Origin of the sequence: Nonomuraea sp. NPDC049480 (genome assembly GCF_044465905.1) — a bacterium.
Taxonomy (GTDB): Bacteria; Actinomycetota; Actinomycetes; order Streptosporangiales; family Streptosporangiaceae; genus Nonomuraea.
In genome coordinates, this window is sequence record NZ_JBITMD010000002.1 from 502,709 (window position 1) to 522,635 (window position 19,927).

The following is a 19,927-nucleotide window of genomic DNA, read 5'->3' on the forward strand; positions in this document are numbered from 1 at the left end:
CACGACACTCCACCACTGATTGAGAAAAGTCAATCGGTTATAGGGTGGCCGTCCATGGGCACCACACGCCGCCCCGCCACCGAGGCCGAAGCCCGCGCGCTGGCCTCCGCCGCGCGGCTGCGCATCCTGCGCCTCTGCCTGGACCAGGCGCTCACGAACAAGGAGATCGCCGAGCGGCTCGGCGCCAATCCCGCCACCACGCTCCACCACGTCCGCAAACTGGTCGGCACCGGCTTCCTGGCCCCCCAGCCCAGCCGTCCCGGGCCACGCGGCTCGACCGAGATCCCCTACCGGGCCACCGGCAAGTCGTGGGAGATGGACATCCGTGAGAGCGGCGTGCGCGGCGCCAACGCGGCGATGCTCGACGCCTTCCTGGAGGAGGTCAGGCTCGCCGGCCTCGAGCAGGGCCACTTCACCAGGCTGGGGCTCAGGCTCACCGCCGACGGGCACGCCGAGCTGCGCCGGCGGTTGCAGGAAGTGCTCGACGACTTCCGCGACCGGCCGCCGCCGCCGGAGGGGGAGGCGTACTCGTTGTTCCTCGCCCTCCACCGCGACGCCGGCCGCGACGCGTGAAGCGGGGGGACGCCGCGCGTCCCCCCGACGTCAGCCGAGACGGACCTCGACCGTCAGCTCGTCACCCTGGTCCAGCACGAACTCCTCGACGTTGCCCGCCGCGCACAGGTCGTCCTGCGCCAGCCGCACGAGCCCGACCTCGGGCCCGGCGACGGTCAGCCGGGACACCTCGGCACGCATCGACAGCTTGGCCTCCGACTTGGCCTTGCGCACCCGGCCGAGCACCTCGGAGGCCACGGCCAGCACCGCCGGATCGCCCGTCCCGCGGTCCACGGCCGGCCACGGCGCGAGGTGCACCGACCCCTCGCGCCACCAGGACCACACCTCTTCGGTCACAAAGGGCAGGAACGGCGCGAACAGCCGCAGCAGCACGTCGAGGGCCTGCCGCAACGCCGCGTGGGCGGAGGCGGATCCGTCGTACGCGCGGGCCTTCACCAGCTCCACGTAGTCGTCGCAGAACGCCCAGAAGAAGCGCTCCACGGCCTCCAGCGCCCGGGTGTGGTCGTAGGCGTCGAACGCCTCGGTGGCCTCGCGCACCGCGTCCGCCAGCGCCGCCAGCATCGAGCGGTCGAGCGGCTCGGTGACGCCGGCGGATTCCGGGCCCTCGCTCTCGGCCAGGCCGAGCACGAACTTCGAGGCGTTGAGGATCTTGATGGCGAGCCGCCGCCCGACCTTGAGCTGCCCCGCGTCGAACGCGGTGTCCACGCCGTAGCGGCCGTTGGCCGCCCAGTAGCGCACGGCGTCGGAGCCGTGCTGCTCCAGCAGGTCGAGCGGGGTGACCACGTTGCCCTTGGACTTGGACATCTTCTTGCGGTCAGGGTCGAGGATCCACCCCGAGATCGCCACGTCGCTCCACGGCACCACGCCGAACTCGGAGTGCGACCTGACCACGGTCGAGAACAGCCAGGTCCGGATGATCTCGTGGGCCTGCGGCCGCAGGTCGGCGGGGAAGACCCGCCGGAACAGGTCGTCGTCGGTGCACCAGCGCCCCGCGATCTGCGGCGTCAGCGACGAGGTGGCCCAGGTGTCCATGACGTCAGGGTCGGCCATGAAGCCGCCGGGCACGCCGCGCCGGTCCTCGGTGTAACCGGGTGGCACGTCCGAGGACGGGTCTACCGGCAGCATGTCCTCGGACGGCACGATCGGCGCGTCGTGGACGGGCTGCCCGGACTCGTCGATCGGATACCACACCGGGAAGGGCACGCCGAAGAACCGCTGGCGGGAGATCAGCCAGTCGCCGGTGAGCCCCTCGACCCAGTTGTCGTAGCGCACCCGCATGTGCGGCGGGTGCCAGGCCAGCTCCCGCCCGCGCTCCAGCAGCCGCCGGCGCAGCTCCTCGTCCCGGCCGCCGTTGCGGATGTACCACTGGCGGGTGGTGACGATCTCCAGCGGCTTTTCGCCCTTCTCGTAGAACTTCACCGTCCGGGCGACGGGCCGCGGCTCGCCGTCGAGGTCACCGGAGTCGCGCAGCAGCTCCACGATCCGCTCGCGCGCGCTGTGCACGGTCTTGCCGGCCAGCTCCTTGTACGGCTCCGGCTCCACGCCCTCCGGCGGCTCGGGCAGCAGCCGCCCGTCCCAGCCGATGACCGGCCGGGTCGGCAGCCGCAGCTCCCGCCACCAGGTGACATCGGTGATGTCGCCGAACGTGCAGATCATCGCGATGCCGGAGCCCTTGTCCGGCTCGGCCAGGTGGTGGGCCAGGACCGGCACCTCGACCCCGAACAACGGCGTCAGCACCGACGTGCCGAACAGGTCCTGATAGCGCTCGTCGCTGGGGTGCGCGACCAGCGCCACGCACGCCGGGAGCAGCTCCGGCCGGGTCGTCTCGACCCAGACCGGCCCCTTCTCGCCGTAGAACGAGATGCGGTGGAAGGCGCCGGGCCACTCCCTGTCCTCCAGCTCGGCCTGCGCGACCGCGGTGCGGAAGGAGACGTCCCAGAGCGTCGGCGCCTCGGCGAGGTAGGCCTCGCCGCGCTGCAGGTTGCGCAGGAACGCGCGCTGCGACACCGCCCGCGCCTCGTCGCCGATCGTGGTGTAGAGCAGCGACCAGTCCACCGACAGGCCGACCCGCCGCCACACCTCCTCGAACGCCTGCTCGTCGATCGCGGTCAGCTTGTGGCACAGCTCCACGAAGTTGCGCCGCGAGATCGAGATCTCGCGTTTGCCGGGCTTCTCCGGTGGAACGAACTCCGGGTCGTAGGGCAGCGACGGATCGCAGCGCACGCCGTAGACGTTCTGCACCCGCCGCTCGGTGGCCAGGCCGTTGTCGTCCCAGCCGATCGGGTAGAAGACCGCTTTGCCGATCATCCGCTGGTAGCGGGCCATGATGTCGGTGTGGGTGAAGGAGAAGACGTGGCCGACGTGCAGCGAGCCGGACACGGTCGGCGGCGGCGTGTCGATCGAGTAGACCTGGTCACGCGGCTTCGACCGGTCGAAGCGGTAGGTGCCGTCGGCCTCCCAGCGAGCTACCCATACCTGCTCCAAGCCGTCGAGAGCCGGCTTCTGGGGCATGGATGCATGGCGTAGTCGCTGTTGAGTCATGCCTCCTTATGGTACGGCTTCGACGGTCCCGCAAGCGGTACAGACTAGGGTTCGTTACATATGGGGAAGGAGATCGGGATGGCGGACGACAAGCCGGACGTGGCCTGGCGGATCATCGGCGGCCTCGTGGGTCTGGTGACCGGGTGGGCGATGAAGAAGCTCCTCGGGTTCGTCTGGGTGAAGGCGACCGGCAAGGAGCCGCCGGTCGACACAGACTCACCCGAGGTCAGCATGGGCGAGGCGATCGGCTACGCGGTGCTCATGGGCGTCGGCATGTCGGTGGCGCAGATCGTGGTCAACCGGACCGCCAAGAAGCGCTACGACGCATGGAAGGCTCTGAAGCAGGTGACTCCAGGGCAGTGAGAAACTCGCTCGCCCAGCGGTCCACGTCGTAGGTGGCCACCCGGCGGCGCATCGTACGCATCCGCCGGGCCAGCTCGTGCGGCGTGGCCCGCATCGCGGCGACCATCTGCCGCTTGACGTCCTCGACGTCGTACGGATTGACCAGATAGGCCTGCCGCAGCTCGTCCGCCGCCCCCGCGAACTCGCTCAGCACCAGCGCGCCGTGCAGGTCGTGGTGGCAGGAGATGTACTCCTTGGCCACCAGGTTCATCCCGTCCCGCAGCGGGGTGACGACCATGACGTCGGCGGCGAGGTAGAGCGCGGCCAGCTCCTCCTGGCCGTAGGACTGGTGGAAATACCACACCGGCTGGTAGCCGAGCTGCGCGCGCTCGCCGTTGATCCGCCCGACCTGCAGCTCGATGTCGTCGCGCAGCCGGCGGTATTCCTCCACCCGCTCCCTGCTCGGCGTGGCGATCTGCACGAACACCGCCTCGCCCGCCTCCAGCCGCCCGTCCTTGAGCAGCTCGCCGAACGCCTCCAGCCGCTGCCCGATGCCCTTGGTGTAGTCGAGCCGGTCCACGCCGAGCAGGACGTGCTCGGGGTCGCCCAGCTCCACCCTGATCTCCTTGGCCCGCGCCACGATGTGGGGCTCGCGTACCAGCGAGTCGAGCTGCCCGAAGTCCACGGAGATCGGGAACGCCTGCGTCCGCACCACCCGGTCGTCGAGGAAGATCTCGTTCCCCTTGTACGGCAGCCCGAGCAGCCGCCGGCACAGCCTGCGGAAGTTCGAGGCGCCGCCGGGCAGCTGGAAGCCCACCAGATCGGCCCCGAGCAGCCCCTCGACCAGGTCCTTGCGCCACGGCAGCCGCCAGAACAGCTCGACCGGCGGGAATGGGATGTGCAGGAAGAAGCCGATCCGCAGGTCGGGCCGGAGCCTGCGCAGCATGGCCGGCACGAGCTGGAGCTGGTAGTCCTGCACCCAGACGACCGCGCCCTCCTCGGCGGCGTCGGCGGCGGCGTTGGCGAAGCGCTCGTTGACCTCGCGGTAGGCGTCCCACATCTCCCGCTCGAAGATCGGCGGCGCCACCACGTCGTGGTAGAGCGGCCAGAGGGTGGCGTTGGAGAAGCCCTCGTAGTAGAGCTCCACCTCGCTCGCCGACAGCGGGACGGGGATGAGGTTCATGCCGTCCTGCTCGAACGGCTCCAGCTTCTCGTCGGGCGCACCGTGCCAGCCGGCCCACGCCCCCTGGCGGCGCTGCATCACCGGCGCGATCGCGGTGACGAGCCCCCCGGGGCTCCTGCGCCACGAGGCCGCTCCGTCAGGCTCGATCGTCCTGTCCACCGGCAACCGGTTGGCGACGATCAAGAACGAGCTTCGGCCAGTCACGCATGTCCTCCTCAGGCTCCGGCGTCAGAACAGCCGCTCCCGCGGCTCACGGCACCCGCCGCCGACTCCGGTCCCCGTGTGGGATCCTCGCGGCCATGGGGGCATCGGGCTTGATGCTCCATGCCTCGTCCGGCCCCGCGCCGATCGTGTCAGCGAGCGTGCCGATCCCATCGAACACCGCGAACTCGCGAACGGCGAGCGGCGCCCTAGTGACTTTGCCCACGACCTGCACAGACAAACGCGAATTGTGCATTTCGCTCAAAACATCACTGACCCCGCCAAGGCATCATCTTCCCCCCATACCATCGTGGACCTCAATCGTCTGGGCGTGCAGGGCGGCGGAGCGGGCTCAGCCTCCGGGGCAGGCGCGGCGCACGGCGGCCGCCACCGTCTCCGGCTCCGCATGGGGGATGATCGCGGCGATATGGGAGTCGGGCCGGACGAGCCACGCCTCGTCCGGACCGGCGCCGAGCCGGCCGGCGAGCGCGCCGGTCCCGTCCAGCTCCGCGAAACCGCGCACGGACAGCGGCGCCGCGGTGTCCTTGCCCAGGACCTGCGCGAACACGCCCGGATCCGCCGCCTCGCCCAGAAGGACGAGGAACCCGTCACGGCAGCACTCGCGCAGCCGTCCCTCCGGCAGCGCCGCGTCGGGCATGATCACGCCGGGCGCGGGCTCGCACAGCGCCCCCTTGGGCGGCCTGCCCCGGAAGGGGCGCGAGGGCTCCGGCGTGGTCAGCGGCGAATCGACATACCAGTACGGCTCGGCGAACCGGCCGGAGTCGACCTCGGCCACCAGCCCGCCCTCCAGCACGGCCCGCCGGCGCATCCGCTCCTCCACGGTCCTGGGCGCGAGGAAGCGCATGGTGGCGGCGGTGATCTCGAGGTTCTCCAGCGCGGCCGCGTGCCGCTCGACGTGGTACGACTCCAGCAGCTCCGCCCCCGCCCAGCCGTTGAGCACGAAGGCGAGCTTCCAGGCCGCGTTCTCGGCGTCGGGCACGCCGGAGTTGAGCCCGCGTGCCCCGAACGGGGCCACCAGGTGGGCGCAGTCGCCCGCCAGCAGGACCCGGCCGACGCGCATGCGGGAGGCGATGCGGGAGTGGAAGCGGTACGTGCTCTGCCAGATCAGTTCGTAGGACCGGTCACCGATGATCTGCCTAATTTTCCGCGAAATATCATCCTTTGTCGGGATGAAGTCGGGCGCGATTTGCCAGTCGATCCTGAACGTGCCTCCCGGACAGGGATGGATCAGCACCTGCCGGCCCGGGTTCCAGACGGGGTCGAAGAAGAAGCGGCGCTCGTTCTCCCAACCGGGCAGGCCGGCCTTGATGTCGCAGATCAGGAACTGGTCGTCGAACGTCTCCCCGCCGAACGTCACGCCGAGCGCCCGGCGTACCGGCTCCGCCCGGGCGCCCGCGCAGGCCAGCGCGTACGGCGCCCGCAGCAGCCGCTGCCCGCAGTGCACCGTCACGCCGGAGGCGTCCTGCGTGAGCCCGGTGACCTCGTGACTCCAGCGGACCTCGATGAGCGGCTGCCCGGCGATGGCCTCGTCGAGGATCTGCTCGGTACGGGCCTGTGAGATGTTCACGAACGGCGGCAGCGGCCCCTCCCGCTCGAACGACCAGGAGAACAGCTCGCGGTCGCGGTAGTAGGTGCGCGCGGTCGTCCAGGTCAGCCCCTCCTCGGCCACCTTCCCCGCGCCCACGGCGGCCCAGACGTCGAGCACGTCGCGCTGCTGGCAGATGGAGCGCGACCCGGCCGCGTCCCGCGCGGGCCGCCGGTCGAGCACCAGCACCTGGATGCCCCAGCGGGCCAGCAGCAGCGCGGCGCTCTGCCCGACCGGGCCGGCGCCGATCACGATGACCTGCGGTTCGGTGCTCATGGCCGCGGCTCACCTCCCATGGCTCTCCTCCCGTCACCACCACCCGGAGAATCCCTTCCCCTCTTGCGGCCCGGCTCTCCGGCACGGGCGGAGGACCTCCAGGCCGAGCAGCACGCCGGGGCGGGTGGTCATGCCGGGCGTCGGGACTGGACCATGTGGAAGCGGCCGGCCACGTAGCCGGGGTCGGTCAGGGAGGCGGTGGCGGCCGGGTTGGCGCCGGTGCCGTGGTAGTCGCTGAAGGCGGCCGACTGGTTGACGAAGACACCGCCGGTCAGGTTGCACGACAGGTTCACGCCCGCGTCGAGCGCGGCGCGTTCGGCCTCGTCGAGCACCTGCGACGACGTCGAGTAGGCGGCGGCGGTCAGGGCGCCGCGGGCCTTGATCGTACGCCGCAGCACGTCCAGGCTCTCCTCGGTCGAGGAGGTCGGGATGAGGAACGAGATGGGCCCGAAGTGCTCGCGCCCGTAGACGCCGGCCGCGGACGGGTCCACGCGGACGATCATCGGCGTCCTGATCACCGCGTCCGGGAACGACGGATGCGAGACGGCCCGCGACGCCAGCACCACGTCCCCCAGCGACGGCGCGCCCTCCACCCGGGCCAGCACGTCGGGGTTGACGATGGCGCCGGTCAGCTCGACGGCGCGGGCGTCGTCGCCGAGCAGTCTGCCGACCGCCGCGGCGAGCCCCGCGGCGACCTCGTCGAAGCTCTTGTGCCCCTCGTCGGTCTCGATGCCGGCGGCGGGGACGAGGATGTTCTGCGGCGCGGTGCACATCTGGCCGCTGTACAGGGACAGCGAGAACGCCAGATTGCCCAGCATGCCGCGCCACGAGTCCGTCGAGTCCACGACGACGGTGTTGACCCCGGCCTTCTCGGTGTGGACGAGGGCCTGGTGGGCGTTGCGCTCCAGCCAGTCGCCGAACTCGGTGGAGCCGGTGAAGTCGACGATGCGCACGTCGGGATGCGTGGCCAGGGTCTTGGCCAGCCCTCGGCCCTCCTCGGCGGCCAGTGACACGAGCGCCGGGTCGAAGCCCGCCTCGGCCAGCACCTCGCGGGCGATCCGCACGGTGATCGCGAGCGGCAGCACGGCACGGGGATGCGGCTTGACGATCACGGGGTTGCCGGTGACGAGCGAGGCGAACAGCCCCGGGTACGCGTTCCACGTCGGGAACGTGTTGCACCCGATCACCAGCGCCACGCCCCTGGGCACGACGGTGAAGCGCTTGTCCATGACCAGCGGCTCGCCCTTGCCCGGCTTCTCCCAGCGGGCGGCGGCGGCCGAGGAGGTCATGGCGGCGTAGCCGTACGCGACGGCCTCCAGTGCGCGGTCCTGCGCGTGCGGGCCGCCGGCCTGGAAGGCCATCACGAACGCCTGCCCGGTCGTGTGCTGCACCGCGTTGGCGAGCTCGAAGCTGTGCCGGTTGATCCGGTTGACGATCTCGACGCAGGTCAGGGCGCGGGCGTCGGGGCCGGCGTCGCGCCAGGCCAGCATCGCCTCCTTGGCGGCGCCGATCAGGTCCTCGACGACCGGCTCGGGGTAGGTGACGCCGAGGTCGATCCCGTACGGCGAACGCTCGGCGCCGATCCAGGACCCGGTGCCGGGCTGTTCCAGGGGGAACGGCTTGCCGAGGTAGGACTCGAACGCCTCCTTGCCCCGCTCGGCCGCCCCCTCGCCGTACACGCGCGGGCTCGGCGACTCCGGATAGGCGCTCCAGTATCCCCGGCCGGCGATCGCGGAGAGGGCTTTCTCCAGGGTGTCGCGGTGCTGTTCGAACATGGTTGCTCACCCTCTTGACAGAGATCGGCCAGACGGTGAAGTGTTTACCGAACATTCGGTCAGTTGACAAGGGAGACTTGCGTTGGAGAGCGCGCGTCGCATGCTGGACGCCGACACCGCCTCCGCGGCCCTGGGCATCGAGCTGACGGAGCTGGCGGAGGGCCGGGCGGTGTGCCGCATGACCGTGACCGCCCAGATGATCAATGGGCACGACCTGTGCCACGGCGGCTACGTCTTCCTGCTCGCCGACACGGCCTTCGCCTGCGCGTGCAACACCCGCGGCCCGGTGACGGTGGCGGCGGGCGCGGAGATCACGTTCGTCTCCCCCGCCCGCAGGGGCGACGTGCTGGTGGCCGAGGCCGCCGAGCGGACCCGCTACGGCCGCAGCGGCATCTACGACATCACGGTACGCAGGCCGGACGGAGAGGTGGTCGCGGAGTTCCGCGGCCGGAGCCGGGAGTTGAGGTGACAGCGATGTCCGACCACCCGAGCCGGGAGCCGGGATGAGGCTCGCGGATCCCCCACGACCCGAAGAGCTCGACCCGATCGAGCGGGCGTCCCGCGACGAGCTCATGGCGCTGCAGGTGGAGCGCCTGCGGCGGACGCTCAGCCATGCCTATGAAAATGTCCCCTTCTATCGGCAAAAGTTCGACAACGCCGGCGTGCATCCGAGCGACTGCAAGGATCTCGGCGACCTGGCGGCGTTCCCCTTCACCACGAAGCAGGACCTCCGCGACCACTACCCGTTCGGCATGTTCGCCGTCCCGCGCGAGCAGGTGGCCAGGATCCACGCCTCCAGCGGCACCACGGGGCAGCCGACCGTGGTCGGCTACACCAGGGGGGACATCGACGTCTGGGCGGACGTCATGGCCCGTTCGATCCGCGCCTCCGGCGGCCGGCCCGGCGACATCGTGCACGTGGCCTACGGCTACGGCCTGTTCACCGGCGGCCTGGGCGCCCACTACGGGGCCGAGCGGCTGGGCTGCACGGTGGTGCCGGTGTCCGGCGGCATGACGTCCAGGCAGGTACGGCTGATCGCGGACCTGCGGCCCGACATCGTCATGGTGACGCCGTCGTACATGCTGGCCCTGCTGGACGAGTTCGCGGCCCAGGGGCTGGACCCGCGCGCGTCGTCGCCGCGCATCGGGATCTTCGGCGCGGAGCCGTGGACCGAGCGCATGCGCGAGGAGATCGAGGACCGCTTCGATCTGCACGCCGTCGACATCTACGGGTTGTCGGAGGTGATCGGGCCCGGGGTGGCCAACGAGTGCGTGGAGAGCAAGGACGGCCTGCACGTCTGGGAGGACCACTTCTACCCGGAGACGGTCGACCCGTTCACCGGCGAGCCGGCGGACGGGGGCGAGCTGGTGCTCACGAGCCTCACCAAGGAGGCCATGCCGGTCATCCGCTACCGCACGCGCGACCTGACCAGGCTGCTGCCGGGCACCGCGCGGCCGGCGTTCCGGCGGATGGAGAAGGTGACGGGCCGCACCGACGACATGATCATCCTGCGGGGCGTGAACGTGTTCCCGACCCAGGTCGAGGAGCTCGTGCTGCGCGTTCCGGGTCTGTCGCCGCACTTCCAGCTGCACCTGACCCGGCCGGAGCGGCTCGACGTGATGACGGTCAGGGTCGAGGCCAGGCCGGGCTTCGAGGGCCGGGCGGAAGCGGCCGAGGCGCTGCGCGAGTCCGTCAAGGACAGCGTCGGCGTACGCGTGGAGGTCGAGGTGGTGGACCCGGAGACGCTGGAGCGGTCGGTGGGGAAGCTGAAACGGGTCATCGATAAACGTCAGGGATAATTGGCATAAAGGATAATCAGGCATATGGCCACCCCCGTCACCCCCGTCACCCCCGCCCCCACCCGTCAGCGCAGGCGCGGGCACGATCCCGAGTCCGTGCTGTCGATCGCCGTGGACGTCTTCAACGAGCGCGGCTACGACGGGACGAGCATGGAGGACCTGGCCAGGGCGCTCGGCGTGACCAAGTCGGCGATCTACTACCACGTGCCCGGCAAGGAGCAGCTGCTGGCGCGGGCGCTCGACCGGGCGCTGGACGGGCTGGCCGAGCTGGCCGCCGACGAGCGCGCCGCCGCGGGGCCGGCGATCGACCGGCTGGAGTGGGTCGTACGGCAGAGCGTGCGGCTCCTCGTCGACCGGCTGCCGTACGTGACGCTGCTGCTGCGGGTGCGCGGCAACAGCCTGACCGAGCAGGCGGCGCTGGAGCGGCGCAGGGAGTTCGACGCCTTCGTCAGTCACTTGGTCAGGCAGGCGGCGGAGGAGGGGAGCATCCGGCCGGATCTGGATCCGGCGCTGGTGACGCGGCTGTTGTTCGGCGCGGTGAACTCGATCGCCGAGTGGTATCGGCCGGCGCGTGGCGCTTCAGCGGACGAGCTGGCCGACGCGCTGGTCAAGATGGCCTTCGGCGGGCTACGGCGCTAGCTCGTCGCGCCGCGGCGCGGGCGGCAGCTTGCCGCGCAGATCGTTGCGTACGGCCTCGCCGAGCTTCTTGGTCGCCATCCTGTTGAGCGCGCCGCCGGCCACCGCGCCGGTGAGGAAGGGGCCCAGGGTGGTCAGGTGGCGGCCCAGCGTCCTCATGAGGCGGTTGCGCAGCGCGGTCTTGGTGGCGGCGCCGAGCGCGAGCGTGACGGACGCGGGAGCGAGGGGGTCGATGCCGCGTTGCCTGGCCCAGGCGGACGTGAAGGCGACCGCGCGCTGGGCGCCGGTGCCGTGCACGCGCACGCCGTAGACCTCGTGCAGCTCGGCCAGGAGCTTGACCTCGATGGCGGCGACGACGATGGTCTCGGCGACGAGCTGCGCGGGGGCGGAGAGCAGGAGGGGTGGTGCAGCGAACTCGGCCGCCGCGAGCGCTCCGCCGATGGCGCCGACCGTCATCGTGGCCTTCTGCGCGGTGCGCACCAGGTCGTCGGCCAGTTGCTCGCCGGTGAGGCCGTGATGATGCTCGGAGATGGTGTGCAGATCCCGGATCGGGATGCGCGGCGCGATGTTGAGGAAGACGTCGGCCAGCCAGCGCCCCCGGCCCGCCCCGGTCTCCTTCGCCTTCTTGGCTCCGGTCGACAGGGCCCGGGCTAGTCGGCCGAGCAGCTTGCGCCGCTCGGCCGGCTCGAGGTCACCGGGCTCGGTGAGCCTGCCTACGAGCTCGCCGACCTCGTTCTCGGGGTCGGCGATCTCGTTGCCTGGTTGTTGACGATCTTTCTCAGGTACGGCCACGCGATGCCTCCGTCTCTTGGTCGCGACCGCTCAGGTTCGTGGGCTCGGTCTCCCGATACCGTTCCCTGAGCCACGGCGATCAGGCGGCGCACTCCCGGCAAACCTGCTGGCCGTTCTTCTCGGAGGCCAACTGGCTGCGGTGATGCACCAGGAAGCAGCGTGAGCAGGTGAACTCGTCGGCCTGACGGGGAATCACCCGCAGGGACAGCTCTTCGTTCGACAGGTCCGCACCGGGCAGCTCCAGCGACTCGGCCAGGTCGGTCTCATCGATGTCGATGCTGCCAGACGACTTGTCAGTGCGCCGCGCCTGGAGTTCCTGGAGGCTGTCCTCCCCCAGGTCGTCGTCCGTCTTGCGCGGGCTGTCGTAGTCGGTAGCCATTGTGCTTACTCCATCCCCCTCATCCATATGTCTTCGCGCTCGTCGCGCGTCTTCTAACGTCCGGGAGGCCCGTCTTGTGCCCGCTCCGTCGGCGAGATTTCCCATCGGTACCCCGCGGGAACGGAACACGAACCTCCCAACACGTCAGGGCCTGCTGCCGACGGCAATGGTTAGCCAAATATGGCGAAACCCACAGCCTTGGCGTCATGCACCACCGTGTTCGACGGCACATCCAACCACATGTGCGGCGAGAACGAGACGCCCCCCGTGCATCAACACGCGGACGAACGTCCCCGAGGCAACACGGGGTCAGTGCCTCGGCAGCCGAATGGTCACCACAAGTCCTCCGCCATCACGTGGCACGGCGGCCACATTTCCGCCGTGCGCCTGTACGACCGCACGGACGATGGACAGCCCGAGACCCGCTCCCTTGGCCGATTCCACGCGATCGGCGTTGAGCCTCCTGAACGGCTCGAACAGGCTGTTCACCTCGTACGCCGGGACGTGCTGTCCCGTGTTGGCCACCTGAACAACCAAGGCACCGTCCACCATTCCCGTCCGGATCCAAACTTTTCCGTTTTCCGGAATGTTGTACTTGACGGCGTTCTCCAGCAGGTTGCTGACGGAGCGCTCCAAGAGCACGGGATCGCCTATGGTAGGCGCGCTGACCAGTTCGGTCGTTAGCGTTACCCCGTGTTCCTCGGCGAACGGCATGACCTGTTCCACGGCGGTCTGCGCGACTTCCTGAACGTCGACCGGTTTGCGCACGGCGAGTTCGCGCTCGCTCCTGGCGAGCAGCAGCAGGCCCTCGATGAGCTTCTCGTTACGCGCGTTGACTTCGAGGAGGGTGCGGCCCAGCGCTTTGAGATCCTCCGACGCCTCCGGATCAGACAGAGCGATCTCGAGGACGGTCCGGTTAATGGTGAGAGGGGTTCGCAATTCGTGGGAGGCGTTGGCCACGAATCTTCGCTGGGTGTCGAAGGCCACGTTGAGCCGGGTGAGCATGGCGTCGAAGGTGTCGGCCAGCTCCTTCAACTCGTCGTTGGGCCCGTCCAGGGCGATGCGCTGGTGGGCCAGGGTGCTTTCGGAGAGCTTGCGGGCCGTGGTGGTCATCTGCGCCACCGGGCGCAGCGCGCGGTCGGCGACGATGTAGCCGATGATGAGCGCCAGGATGCCCACCCCGATCAGGGCGAGCAAGGCGCTGCCGAACAAGGCGTCCCTGGCGTTCGCTATCGCCTGCTGCTGGAACTGCCGCCACCTGATCTGAAGCTGGGTGTCCTGGATCGGGTCCAGCCCCAGGTCGATGTCGGGCCATGCTGAGCTGATGGCGGTGCCGACGATCGCGTACATCGAGAACAGCAGCACCGCCGCGGCCGCGAAGACGAGCGCGCCGTAGGTGAGCGTCAGCCGCCATCGGATGCTGACCTTGGCGGGAAGCTCCCTCACCCGCTCTATCGTGGTGCGCTGTGCTTGCGGGCGGGCCGGCGGGGGCGGGCCGTCCCAGGCGGGCGGGCCGCTGGGCGGCGGCGCCTCCTGCACGCGCGTCGATTTCCGCGCCGAGTGCGGGCTGATCATCGGGTGTGTCGGCCCTGCCTGGCGCTCAGGCCCTTCAGTCACAGTTTGTACCCAACCCCGGGCACAGTCTCGATCACCTGAGGCTCGCCCAGCTTCTTCCGCAGCGTCATCATGGTCACCCGGACCACGTTCGTGAACGGGTCGATGTTCTCGTCCCACGCCTTGTCCAGCAGGTCCTCCTGGCTGACCACGGCGCCCTCGGCCCGCATCAGCTCCTCCAGGACCGCGAACTCCTTCTTGGTCAGCACGACCTCCCTGCCGTCGCGCTCCACCAGCCGCTTGCCCGGGTCGAGCCGGATCCCGGCCCGCTCCAGCACGGGCGGCAGCGCGGGCGCTGAGCGGCGGCCGAGCGCGCGCACCCGGGCGACGAGCTCGATGAACACGAACGGCTTGGCGAGGTAGTCGTCGGCGCCCAGGCCGAGCCCCTCCACCTTGTCGTCCACGTCGCCGGACGCGGTCAGCATCAGGATCCGTGAGGCGGTCCGCTGTTCGACCAGCTGGCGGCACACCTCGTCGCCGTGCACGACCGGCAGGTCACGGTCCAGCACGATCACGTCGTAATCGATGTAGGACGTCCGCTCGAGCGCCCCGCCGCCGTCGTAGGCCACGTCCACCGCCATGGCCTCGCGCCGCAGCCCGGTCGCGATCGCGTCGGCGAGCACCCGCTCATCCTCCACCACCAGCACTCGCACGCCTGGAACACCTCTCTCCGATTCTGGTCACTCATTCTGCCCACAGGCTCGATAAGCGCACGGTAAGGCATGTTCAGGCGTGGGTGACCAACAGGTGAGGCAGAGCACCAGGAAATTCATGTTTCGGGGGGCAACGAGGTGGGGTATGCCTGCGGGACACCCATTGACCGGACATGGAGCGGCAATGGGCGCACATCGCCCTTTGCACAGAACGAACCCCTAGAGAGTAGGTGAGATGGGCGAGTTCACGACCACGATCGAACACCGCCTCGACCAGGCTTACAAGGGCCTTCGGGAGGCCCGCAGCGTAGGCGACGAGTACCTCGCCGACACGCTCACCGCCGAGATCGAGGACCTGCGCCGACTGGCGGACGATCACGGCATCGCGTTGCCCCGCTAGCCCAGGTGAAACGGCCGGAGCCCCGTGGCTCCGGCCGTTTCGTCGTCAAGCGTCCCGCTCGGGATCCAGTGTCACCAGCAGGTCGTGCAGTTCCTCGAACAGCCCCGGAGCCGCGCACAACGCGAACTCGGGGCTCACCGCCCTGCCGCGCAGCCCGCCCAGCCTGGCCCCCGACTCGGTGGCCACCAGCCCCGCGGCGGCGTAGTCCCACGGGTTGATGCCCCGCTCGTAGTACGCGTCGAGGCGGCCGGCCGCCAGCGAGCATATGTCGATGGCGCACGAACCGCCGCGCCTGATGTCGCGCACCCGCGGCAGCACCGCCGCGACCACCTCGCCCTGGACGGCCCGTCTGGCCACCGCGTAGCCGAACCCGGTCGCGACCAGCGCCTGCGCGAGCGGCACCCCGGTGTTGCAGCGCAGCCGCTGCCCGCCGAGCCAGGCGCCCTCGCCGAGCGCGGCGGTGTAGACCTCGCCGCGCGGCGGGACGTTGACCACGCCGGCCACGACCCTGCCTCCGACCTCGACGGCGATCGACACCGCCCACTCGGGCAGGCCGTACAGGAAGTTGACCGTGCCGTCGATGGGGTCGACGATCCAGCGCACATCGGACTCGCCCGGCTCCTCGCCGCCCTCCTCGCCGAGGATGCGGTCATCGGGCCTGGCGGCCAGGATGCGCTCGCGGATGAGCTCTTCCGACGCCGTGTCGAGTGCGGTCACCACGTCGGTGGGGCTGGACTTGGTCGCGATCTCCTCCGACATCGTGGGCCGCTTGGCGAGGAGCATGTCCCCCGCCTCGCGGGCGATGTCCTCGGCCAGTCTCAGGAAGTCGCTCATCACGCCACCGAGTCCGGGCGCTTCCACTCCTGGCCGAGCACGTGCTGGGCCAGGAAGGCGAGCACGGTCTCGTACCACGCCACGATGTTGCCGGGCTTCTGAATCCAGTGGTTCTCGTCGGGGAAGTACAGGAACTTCGACTCGACCTCGCTGCGCCGCAGGTCCCACCACAGGCGCAGGGCCTCGCCGATGGGCACGCGGTAGTCCTTGTCGCCGTGGATGACGAGCATCGGCGTGGTGATCTTGTCGAGGGACAGGTGCGGGGACAGCAGCTCGTACCGCTCGGAGCCGGGCACGCCGAACTCGCGCTGCCAGTACATCGAGGCGTCGGTGGTCCCGGCGAACTGGTCGAGGCTCCACAACGAGGCGTGGGTGACGATGGCCTTGTAGCGGTCGGTGTGACCGGCCAGCCAGTTGGCCATGTAGCCGCCGTACGAGCCGCCCATGGCGGCGATGCGCTCGCTGTCGATGTCGTCCCTGGCCAGCGCCACGTCCACGATCGCGTCGAGGTCGGCTTGAGTACGCGGGCCCCAGTTGCCCCAGCCCCGATCGATCATGTCCTGACCGTATCCCGTGGACAGGCACGGGTCCGGCATCAACACGGCGTAACCGTGCGCGGCCATGATCCAGGACTGCCAGCGCCACTGCCAGTCGTTCCAGGAGGCGACGGGACCGCCGTGGATCCACAGCAGGAACGGCGCGGGGTCCTCGGCGGAGGCGCCTTCCGGCAGCACGAGCCAGCCGCGGACGGTGGCGCCGTCGTCGGCGGTGGCGGAGATCTCGGTCAGCGTGCCGCGCACCTCGGGCCGGGGCACGGGCGTGGGCAGGTCGGTGATCTCGCCGGTGGCCACGTCGATCCTGGCGGGGGCGGGGGCGAGGCCGATCCCGCTGCGCAGGGCGTACACGAACCGGCCGTCGGCGGAGGCGTTGAGCCCGAGATAGGCGGCGTCGTCCTGGGTGAGCCTGGCCACATCACCGGTCAACGGGACGCGGAAGACGGGACGGCGGCCCTGGAAGTCGGCGACGATGTAGACGGCCGAGGAGTCCGGCGCCCACTCGATGTCGGCGTGGAACAGGTCGGGCGCGTACGCCCGTCCCTCGCCGGTGGCCAGGTCGGCGATCCACAGCTCGCTGCGGGCCGAGACCTCCAGCCCGGTGAACCGATCGCGGGCGCAGGCGACCTTGCCGCCGTCCGGGGAGATCGCGATGGGCTGCGTGAAGTCGTGGCGGTCCTCGCTGAGGAGGACGCGCCGCTCGCCGGTGGCCACGTCGATGGCCACCAGGTCGGTACGCCACTCGCCCTTCGGCAGGATGGTCCGCCACGTCGAGACCACGGTGGCGCCGTCGGGCGTCAGCTCGAACGTGGCGTCGTGCAGCGCGTCGCCCGCGTCGGGCGTCAGGTCGCGCACGTCCTCCAGCCGGTCCCCGCCGCCGAGCCGGGCCGCGAACAGCCTGGTCCGGCCGGGTCCGAGATCGTGGTCCCAGTAGCGGACCGGGGAGCCCTCGTGCAGGATGGCGCTGATCCCGGCGTCCTCGCGAGCCTTGCGCTTCTCCTCGTCGGCCACCTCCTCGCCGTCGAGCACGTCGGCGGCGAAAACGACGACGTCGGCCGCGGTGCGGACCGCGGCGATCCCGCCCGGCCTGGCGGCCACCTGGCGGGCCTCGCCTCCCGCGCGCGGGAGCAGCCACAGCGCGGCGACCTCGTCGGTGGAGTCCTTCACGGTGGGGTCGGGGCGGGCCGAGGTGAACAGCACGTCGCCCGCGTCCGTGAAGACGGCGGCCGTCTCACCCTTGGCGGAGCGGGTCAGACGGTAGGGGTCACCAGTCAGCGGGCCATCGAGGGGCAGGGCCCAGAGCGCGGTGCCGTACGACTTGCCGTCGGGGTTGAGAGACTGGACCGTCGAGATCAGCCTGGAGCCGTCCAGGGAGAGCCGCAGGGAGAGAACCCGGGGTATGGCCACATAGTCACGTATGTCGTTGAATGCGCTCACTCGATCGAACCTACCGCGCAGCAGAGACCACCGACACTCTGCTCATGGCCTCACTCCGTTCGGCGGCTCGGTCGCCACACGCCGCCGCCTGCTCATGGCCTCACTCCGTTCGGCGGCCCCCGCTCTGGTCGCTGCGCTCCCGCCACTCCTCCTCCAGAAGACGGCACTCCCTCGCGGCACTAGGGTTGTCACGTGGGTGACTACGACGCTCTGCTGGTCCTGTCGTTCGGCGGTCCTGAAGGCCCCGACGACGTGATGCCGTTCCTGGAGAACGTCGTGCGCGGTCGCGGCGTGCCGCGCGAGCGGCTGCTCGAAGTGGCCGAGCACTACCAGGGCTTCGGCGGGGTCAGCCCGATCAACCAGCAGAACCGCGACCTGATCGAGGCGCTGCGCCCGGTCGTGGACGTGCCGATCTACTGGGGCAACCGCAACTGGCATCCGTTCGGCGAGGACACCGTGCGGCAGATGAAGGCCGACGGCGTTCGCAAAGCGGCCGTCTTCGCCACGTCGGCGTTCGCGGGCTACTCCAGCTGCCGCCAGTACTACGAGGACATCGCCAGGATCTCCGTCGAGGGCGGCCCCGAGCTGGTCAAGATGCGGCACTTCGGCGATCACCCCGGATTCGTCGCCGCCATGGCCGACCACACGCGCGCGGCGCTGGAGCGCCTCGGCCGCGACGACGCCAGGCTCGTGTTCACCGCGCACAGCATCCCGGTCTCGATGGCCGAGACCGCGGGCCCGTCCGGCGGGCTCTACGAGGCGCAACTGCGCAGGAGCGCCGAGCTGGTCAGCCAGGCGCTCGGCCGGACCGGGCCGTGGGATCTGGTGTGGCAGTCGCGCAGCGGCCCGCCGCAGGTGCCGTGGCTGGAGCCGGACGTCTGCGACTTCCTGCACAAGACGGACGCCCGCTCGGTGGTGCTGGTGCCGATCGGGTTCGTCTCCGACCACATGGAGGTCGTCTACGACCTCGACACCGAGGCCAGGCAGGTGGCGGCCGAGATCGGCCTGCCGCTGGAGCGGGCGGCGACCGCGGGCACGCACCCGCGGTTCGTCCGGATGGTGCGCGAGCTGATGGACGAGCCCGAGCCCGTCCCGTGCGCGCTCACCTGCTGCCCGCCGCCTCGCAGGCGTCCTCAGGCGTAGGTGCGCGCGTAAGCCTCGGCGATGCCCATGACCTTGTTCACGTAGTCCCACGAGTGGTTGTAGAACCAGATCGCCTTGCGCAGCTTCTCGCCGCCCTTGCCCGCGCCGTTGGCGCACAGGTAGTTGGCCGCGCCCGGCACCGCGTCGTACGGGCTCCAGATGTCGGCCTTGCCGTCGCCGTCGCCGTCCACGCCGTAGTGCTTCCAGGTCGCGGGCATGAACTGCATGGGACCCAGCGCGCCCGCGCTCGACGGGCCGTTGTTGCGGCCGTGCCCGCTCTCGACCTGCCCGATCGCGGCCAGCACCGTCCATGACAGGCCCGGGCAGCGGGTGGCCGAGGCCTTGTAGAGCTCCAGGTAGCTGCCGGGGCGGCCGACGTTCACGGTCTGCGGGCTCTGCTGGTCGGGCCGGTTCTGCTTCGGGGTGCGCGCGGCGGCGTCCAGCACGACGACCTGGGAGCCCTTGCCGAGCAGCCTGCGCACCCCGGACTCGTTGATCTTGCCGGGCTTGCCGTGCAGCAGCACCGCGACGCCCGGCGCGAACCCGAGTGATTTGCCCAGGTCGGCGCTCACCAGACCGTCCACGCCCGCCAGCCCGAGCGTGGCCGAGGCCGCGACGCGCAGCCTGGGACCGCCGTCCACCTGGTACATCGCTCCCAGGATCATCCCGAACTTGCGGGTCGTGCCCGCGTCGGCCACCAGTTCGCCCCTGGCCAGGGCGCTCCACACGGCCGGCTGGTCGGCGACGGGCTGCGGCGTCCATGAGCGGAAGTCGGCCGGGTCGACGGCCAGCAGGTTGAGCGAGGTGCCCGACACCTTGACCGCGCCCGCGTCCACGACGATGGCCTTCTGCACGTGCTTCAGCGCGCCGAGCCTGAGCCTGGTCTGCTTGGGCACCGCGGACCGGGTGATCGCCAGCACGCGCGGCGGGGTCGAGGTGACCCCGGGGCCGCCCGCGCCGAAGTCCTTGACCGGGCGGGCCGTGGGCACGAGCTGGTCGAGGCGGGGCGCGGCGGACGGCTGGCGCGTGGGCCTGCGTACCGGCTCTTGTGCGGTTTCGACCAGGTCGCCGTCCAGCATCACGACGATGCCGGCGGTCGCGGCGCTGACCGCGAGCACGGCGGCGACCATGAGCATGACCGCGCGGAACGAGGGAAGACCGGACACTCGGGACACGTTAGCCGAGCCGA

At 70.5% G+C, this 19,927-nt stretch carries 18 protein-coding genes; 7 read left to right on the top strand and 11 right to left on the bottom strand.

The genetic code is table 11. The annotated features are described in order from the left end of the window. Positions 1-54 precede the first annotated feature (54 nt). Positions 55-573: an ArsR/SmtB family transcription factor gene (locus ACIBX3_RS07770; RefSeq protein WP_397114271.1), complete on the top strand. Its 519-nt coding sequence runs from the start codon at positions 55-57 to the stop codon at positions 571-573. Positions 574-603: 30 nt separating this feature from the next. On the opposite strand, the gene valS is transcribed toward ACIBX3_RS07770, so the two are convergent. Beyond that, complete coding sequence (valS, locus tag ACIBX3_RS07775; protein ID WP_397114273.1) at positions 604-3,084, bottom strand: valine--tRNA ligase; 2,481 nt, start codon at positions 3,082-3,084, stop codon at positions 604-606. 108 nt (positions 3,085-3,192) lie between these two features. Between valS and ACIBX3_RS07780 the strand changes: the two genes are divergently transcribed. Then, positions 3,193-3,477, top strand: a complete 285-nt coding sequence (locus ACIBX3_RS07780; RefSeq protein ID WP_397114275.1) for a DUF4235 domain-containing protein — start codon at positions 3,193-3,195, stop codon at positions 3,475-3,477. Here the strand turns inward: ACIBX3_RS07780 and ACIBX3_RS07785 are convergent. From ACIBX3_RS07785 to paaN, 3 genes are all read right to left on the bottom strand, one after another. Further along, positions 3,410-4,843, bottom strand: coding sequence for a trehalose-6-phosphate synthase (locus ACIBX3_RS07785; protein ID WP_397114277.1), 1,434 nt, complete (start codon positions 4,841-4,843; stop codon positions 3,410-3,412). The two genes, ACIBX3_RS07780 and ACIBX3_RS07785, sit on opposite strands and share 68 nt — an antisense overlap. A gap of 349 nt (positions 4,844-5,192) precedes the next feature. Beyond that, a complete protein-coding gene (locus ACIBX3_RS07790) occupies positions 5,193-6,722 on the bottom strand; it encodes an FAD-dependent monooxygenase (RefSeq protein ID WP_397114279.1) in 1,530 nt (509 codons plus the stop codon). 128 nt (positions 6,723-6,850) lie between these two features. Beyond that, positions 6,851-8,497: a phenylacetic acid degradation protein PaaN gene (paaN, locus tag ACIBX3_RS07795; protein ID WP_397114281.1), complete on the bottom strand. Its 1,647-nt coding sequence runs from the start codon at positions 8,495-8,497 to the stop codon at positions 6,851-6,853. A 100-nt stretch (positions 8,498-8,597) separates the two neighbouring features. On the opposite strand from paaN, the gene paaI reads away from it, so the two are divergent. The 3 genes from paaI to ACIBX3_RS07810 are packed head-to-tail and all read left to right on the top strand — an operon-like array spanning position 8,598 to position 10,935. Further along, the gene (gene paaI, locus ACIBX3_RS07800; protein ID WP_397115007.1) at positions 8,598-8,966 is read left to right on the top strand and encodes a hydroxyphenylacetyl-CoA thioesterase PaaI; all 369 of its coding nucleotides are present in this window, start codon (positions 8,598-8,600) and stop codon (positions 8,964-8,966) included. A 34-nt stretch (positions 8,967-9,000) separates the two neighbouring features. Next, complete coding sequence (paaK, locus tag ACIBX3_RS07805; RefSeq protein WP_397114283.1) at positions 9,001-10,296, top strand: phenylacetate--CoA ligase PaaK; 1,296 nt, start codon at positions 9,001-9,003, stop codon at positions 10,294-10,296. 24 nt (positions 10,297-10,320) lie between these two features. After that, positions 10,321-10,935 carry a TetR/AcrR family transcriptional regulator gene (locus ACIBX3_RS07810; RefSeq protein WP_397114285.1) on the top strand — a complete coding sequence of 205 codons (615 nt, stop codon included), beginning with the start codon at positions 10,321-10,323 and terminating at the stop codon, positions 10,933-10,935. Here ACIBX3_RS07810 and ACIBX3_RS07815 read toward each other — a convergent pair. From ACIBX3_RS07815 to ACIBX3_RS07830, 4 genes are all read right to left on the bottom strand, one after another. After that, positions 10,924-11,724, bottom strand: a complete 801-nt coding sequence (locus tag ACIBX3_RS07815) for a hypothetical protein (RefSeq protein WP_397114287.1) — start codon at positions 11,722-11,724, stop codon at positions 10,924-10,926. The two genes, ACIBX3_RS07810 and ACIBX3_RS07815, sit on opposite strands and share 12 nt — an antisense overlap. 79 nt (positions 11,725-11,803) lie before the next feature. Further along, entirely contained in the window at positions 11,804-12,103 is a 300-nt protein-coding gene (locus ACIBX3_RS07820; RefSeq protein WP_020542847.1) for a DUF4193 domain-containing protein, read from the bottom strand. Between the two features lie 309 nt (positions 12,104-12,412). Next, on the bottom strand, positions 12,413-13,678 hold the full coding sequence (locus tag ACIBX3_RS07825) for a sensor histidine kinase (protein WP_397115009.1): 1,266 nt from the start codon (positions 13,676-13,678) through the stop codon (positions 12,413-12,415). Positions 13,679-13,716: 38 nt separating this feature from the next. Continuing rightward, positions 13,717-14,370, bottom strand: coding sequence for a response regulator transcription factor (locus ACIBX3_RS07830; protein ID WP_138668011.1), 654 nt, complete (start codon positions 14,368-14,370; stop codon positions 13,717-13,719). Positions 14,371-14,605: 235 nt separating this feature from the next. Here ACIBX3_RS07830 and ACIBX3_RS07835 point away from each other — a divergent pair, with 235 nt between their 5' ends. Beyond that, positions 14,606-14,770 (top strand): hypothetical protein, encoded by a 165-nt coding sequence (locus ACIBX3_RS07835; RefSeq protein ID WP_164903829.1) that lies wholly within the window; start codon positions 14,606-14,608, stop codon positions 14,768-14,770. A 45-nt stretch (positions 14,771-14,815) separates the two neighbouring features. Here the strand turns inward: ACIBX3_RS07835 and ACIBX3_RS07840 are convergent, their stop codons facing one another. Together ACIBX3_RS07840 and ACIBX3_RS07845 are read right to left on the bottom strand one after the other, a co-directional pair. Next, positions 14,816-15,604, bottom strand: coding sequence for an inositol monophosphatase family protein (locus ACIBX3_RS07840; protein ID WP_397114290.1), 789 nt, complete (start codon positions 15,602-15,604; stop codon positions 14,816-14,818). Then, positions 15,604-17,595, bottom strand: coding sequence for a S9 family peptidase (locus ACIBX3_RS07845; protein WP_397114292.1), 1,992 nt, complete (start codon positions 17,593-17,595; stop codon positions 15,604-15,606). The genes ACIBX3_RS07840 and ACIBX3_RS07845 overlap by 1 nt, the downstream gene beginning before the upstream one ends. Before the next feature lie 192 nt (positions 17,596-17,787). On the opposite strand from ACIBX3_RS07845, the gene ACIBX3_RS07850 reads away from it, so the two are divergent. Continuing rightward, positions 17,788-18,738, top strand: coding sequence for a ferrochelatase (locus ACIBX3_RS07850; protein WP_397114294.1), 951 nt, complete (start codon positions 17,788-17,790; stop codon positions 18,736-18,738). Here ACIBX3_RS07850 and ACIBX3_RS07855 read toward each other — a convergent pair. After that, complete coding sequence (locus tag ACIBX3_RS07855) at positions 18,729-19,904, bottom strand: lytic transglycosylase domain-containing protein (protein WP_397114296.1); 1,176 nt, start codon at positions 19,902-19,904, stop codon at positions 18,729-18,731. The two genes, ACIBX3_RS07850 and ACIBX3_RS07855, sit on opposite strands and share 10 nt — an antisense overlap. Between the last annotated feature and the right edge of the window lie 23 nt (positions 19,905-19,927).

What these genes read in the sequence shown, in the direction of transcription:
- ACIBX3_RS07770 (WP_397114271.1), top strand. Translation starts at nt 55, where the DNA reads ATGGGCACCACACGCCGCCCCGCCACCGAGGCCGAAGCCCGCGCGCTG.
- valS (WP_397114273.1), bottom strand. Translation starts at nt 3,084, where the DNA reads ATGCCCCAGAAGCCGGCTCTCGACGGCTTGGAGCAGGTATGGGTAGCT.
- ACIBX3_RS07780 (WP_397114275.1), top strand. Translation starts at nt 3,193, where the DNA reads ATGGCGGACGACAAGCCGGACGTGGCCTGGCGGATCATCGGCGGCCTC.
- ACIBX3_RS07790 (WP_397114279.1), bottom strand. Translation starts at nt 6,722, where the DNA reads ATGAGCACCGAACCGCAGGTCATCGTGATCGGCGCCGGCCCGGTCGGG.
- paaN (WP_397114281.1), bottom strand. Translation starts at nt 8,497, where the DNA reads ATGTTCGAACAGCACCGCGACACCCTGGAGAAAGCCCTCTCCGCGATC.
- paaI (WP_397115007.1), top strand. Translation starts at nt 8,598, where the DNA reads ATGCTGGACGCCGACACCGCCTCCGCGGCCCTGGGCATCGAGCTGACG.
- paaK (WP_397114283.1), top strand. Translation starts at nt 9,001, where the DNA reads ATGAGGCTCGCGGATCCCCCACGACCCGAAGAGCTCGACCCGATCGAG.
- ACIBX3_RS07810 (WP_397114285.1), top strand. Translation starts at nt 10,321, where the DNA reads ATGGCCACCCCCGTCACCCCCGTCACCCCCGCCCCCACCCGTCAGCGC.
- ACIBX3_RS07820 (WP_020542847.1), bottom strand. Translation starts at nt 12,103, where the DNA reads ATGGCTACCGACTACGACAGCCCGCGCAAGACGGACGACGACCTGGGG.
- ACIBX3_RS07825 (WP_397115009.1), bottom strand. Translation starts at nt 13,678, where the DNA reads ATGATCAGCCCGCACTCGGCGCGGAAATCGACGCGCGTGCAGGAGGCG.
- ACIBX3_RS07835 (WP_164903829.1), top strand. Translation starts at nt 14,606, where the DNA reads ATGGGCGAGTTCACGACCACGATCGAACACCGCCTCGACCAGGCTTAC.
- ACIBX3_RS07840 (WP_397114290.1), bottom strand. Translation starts at nt 15,604, where the DNA reads ATGAGCGACTTCCTGAGACTGGCCGAGGACATCGCCCGCGAGGCGGGG.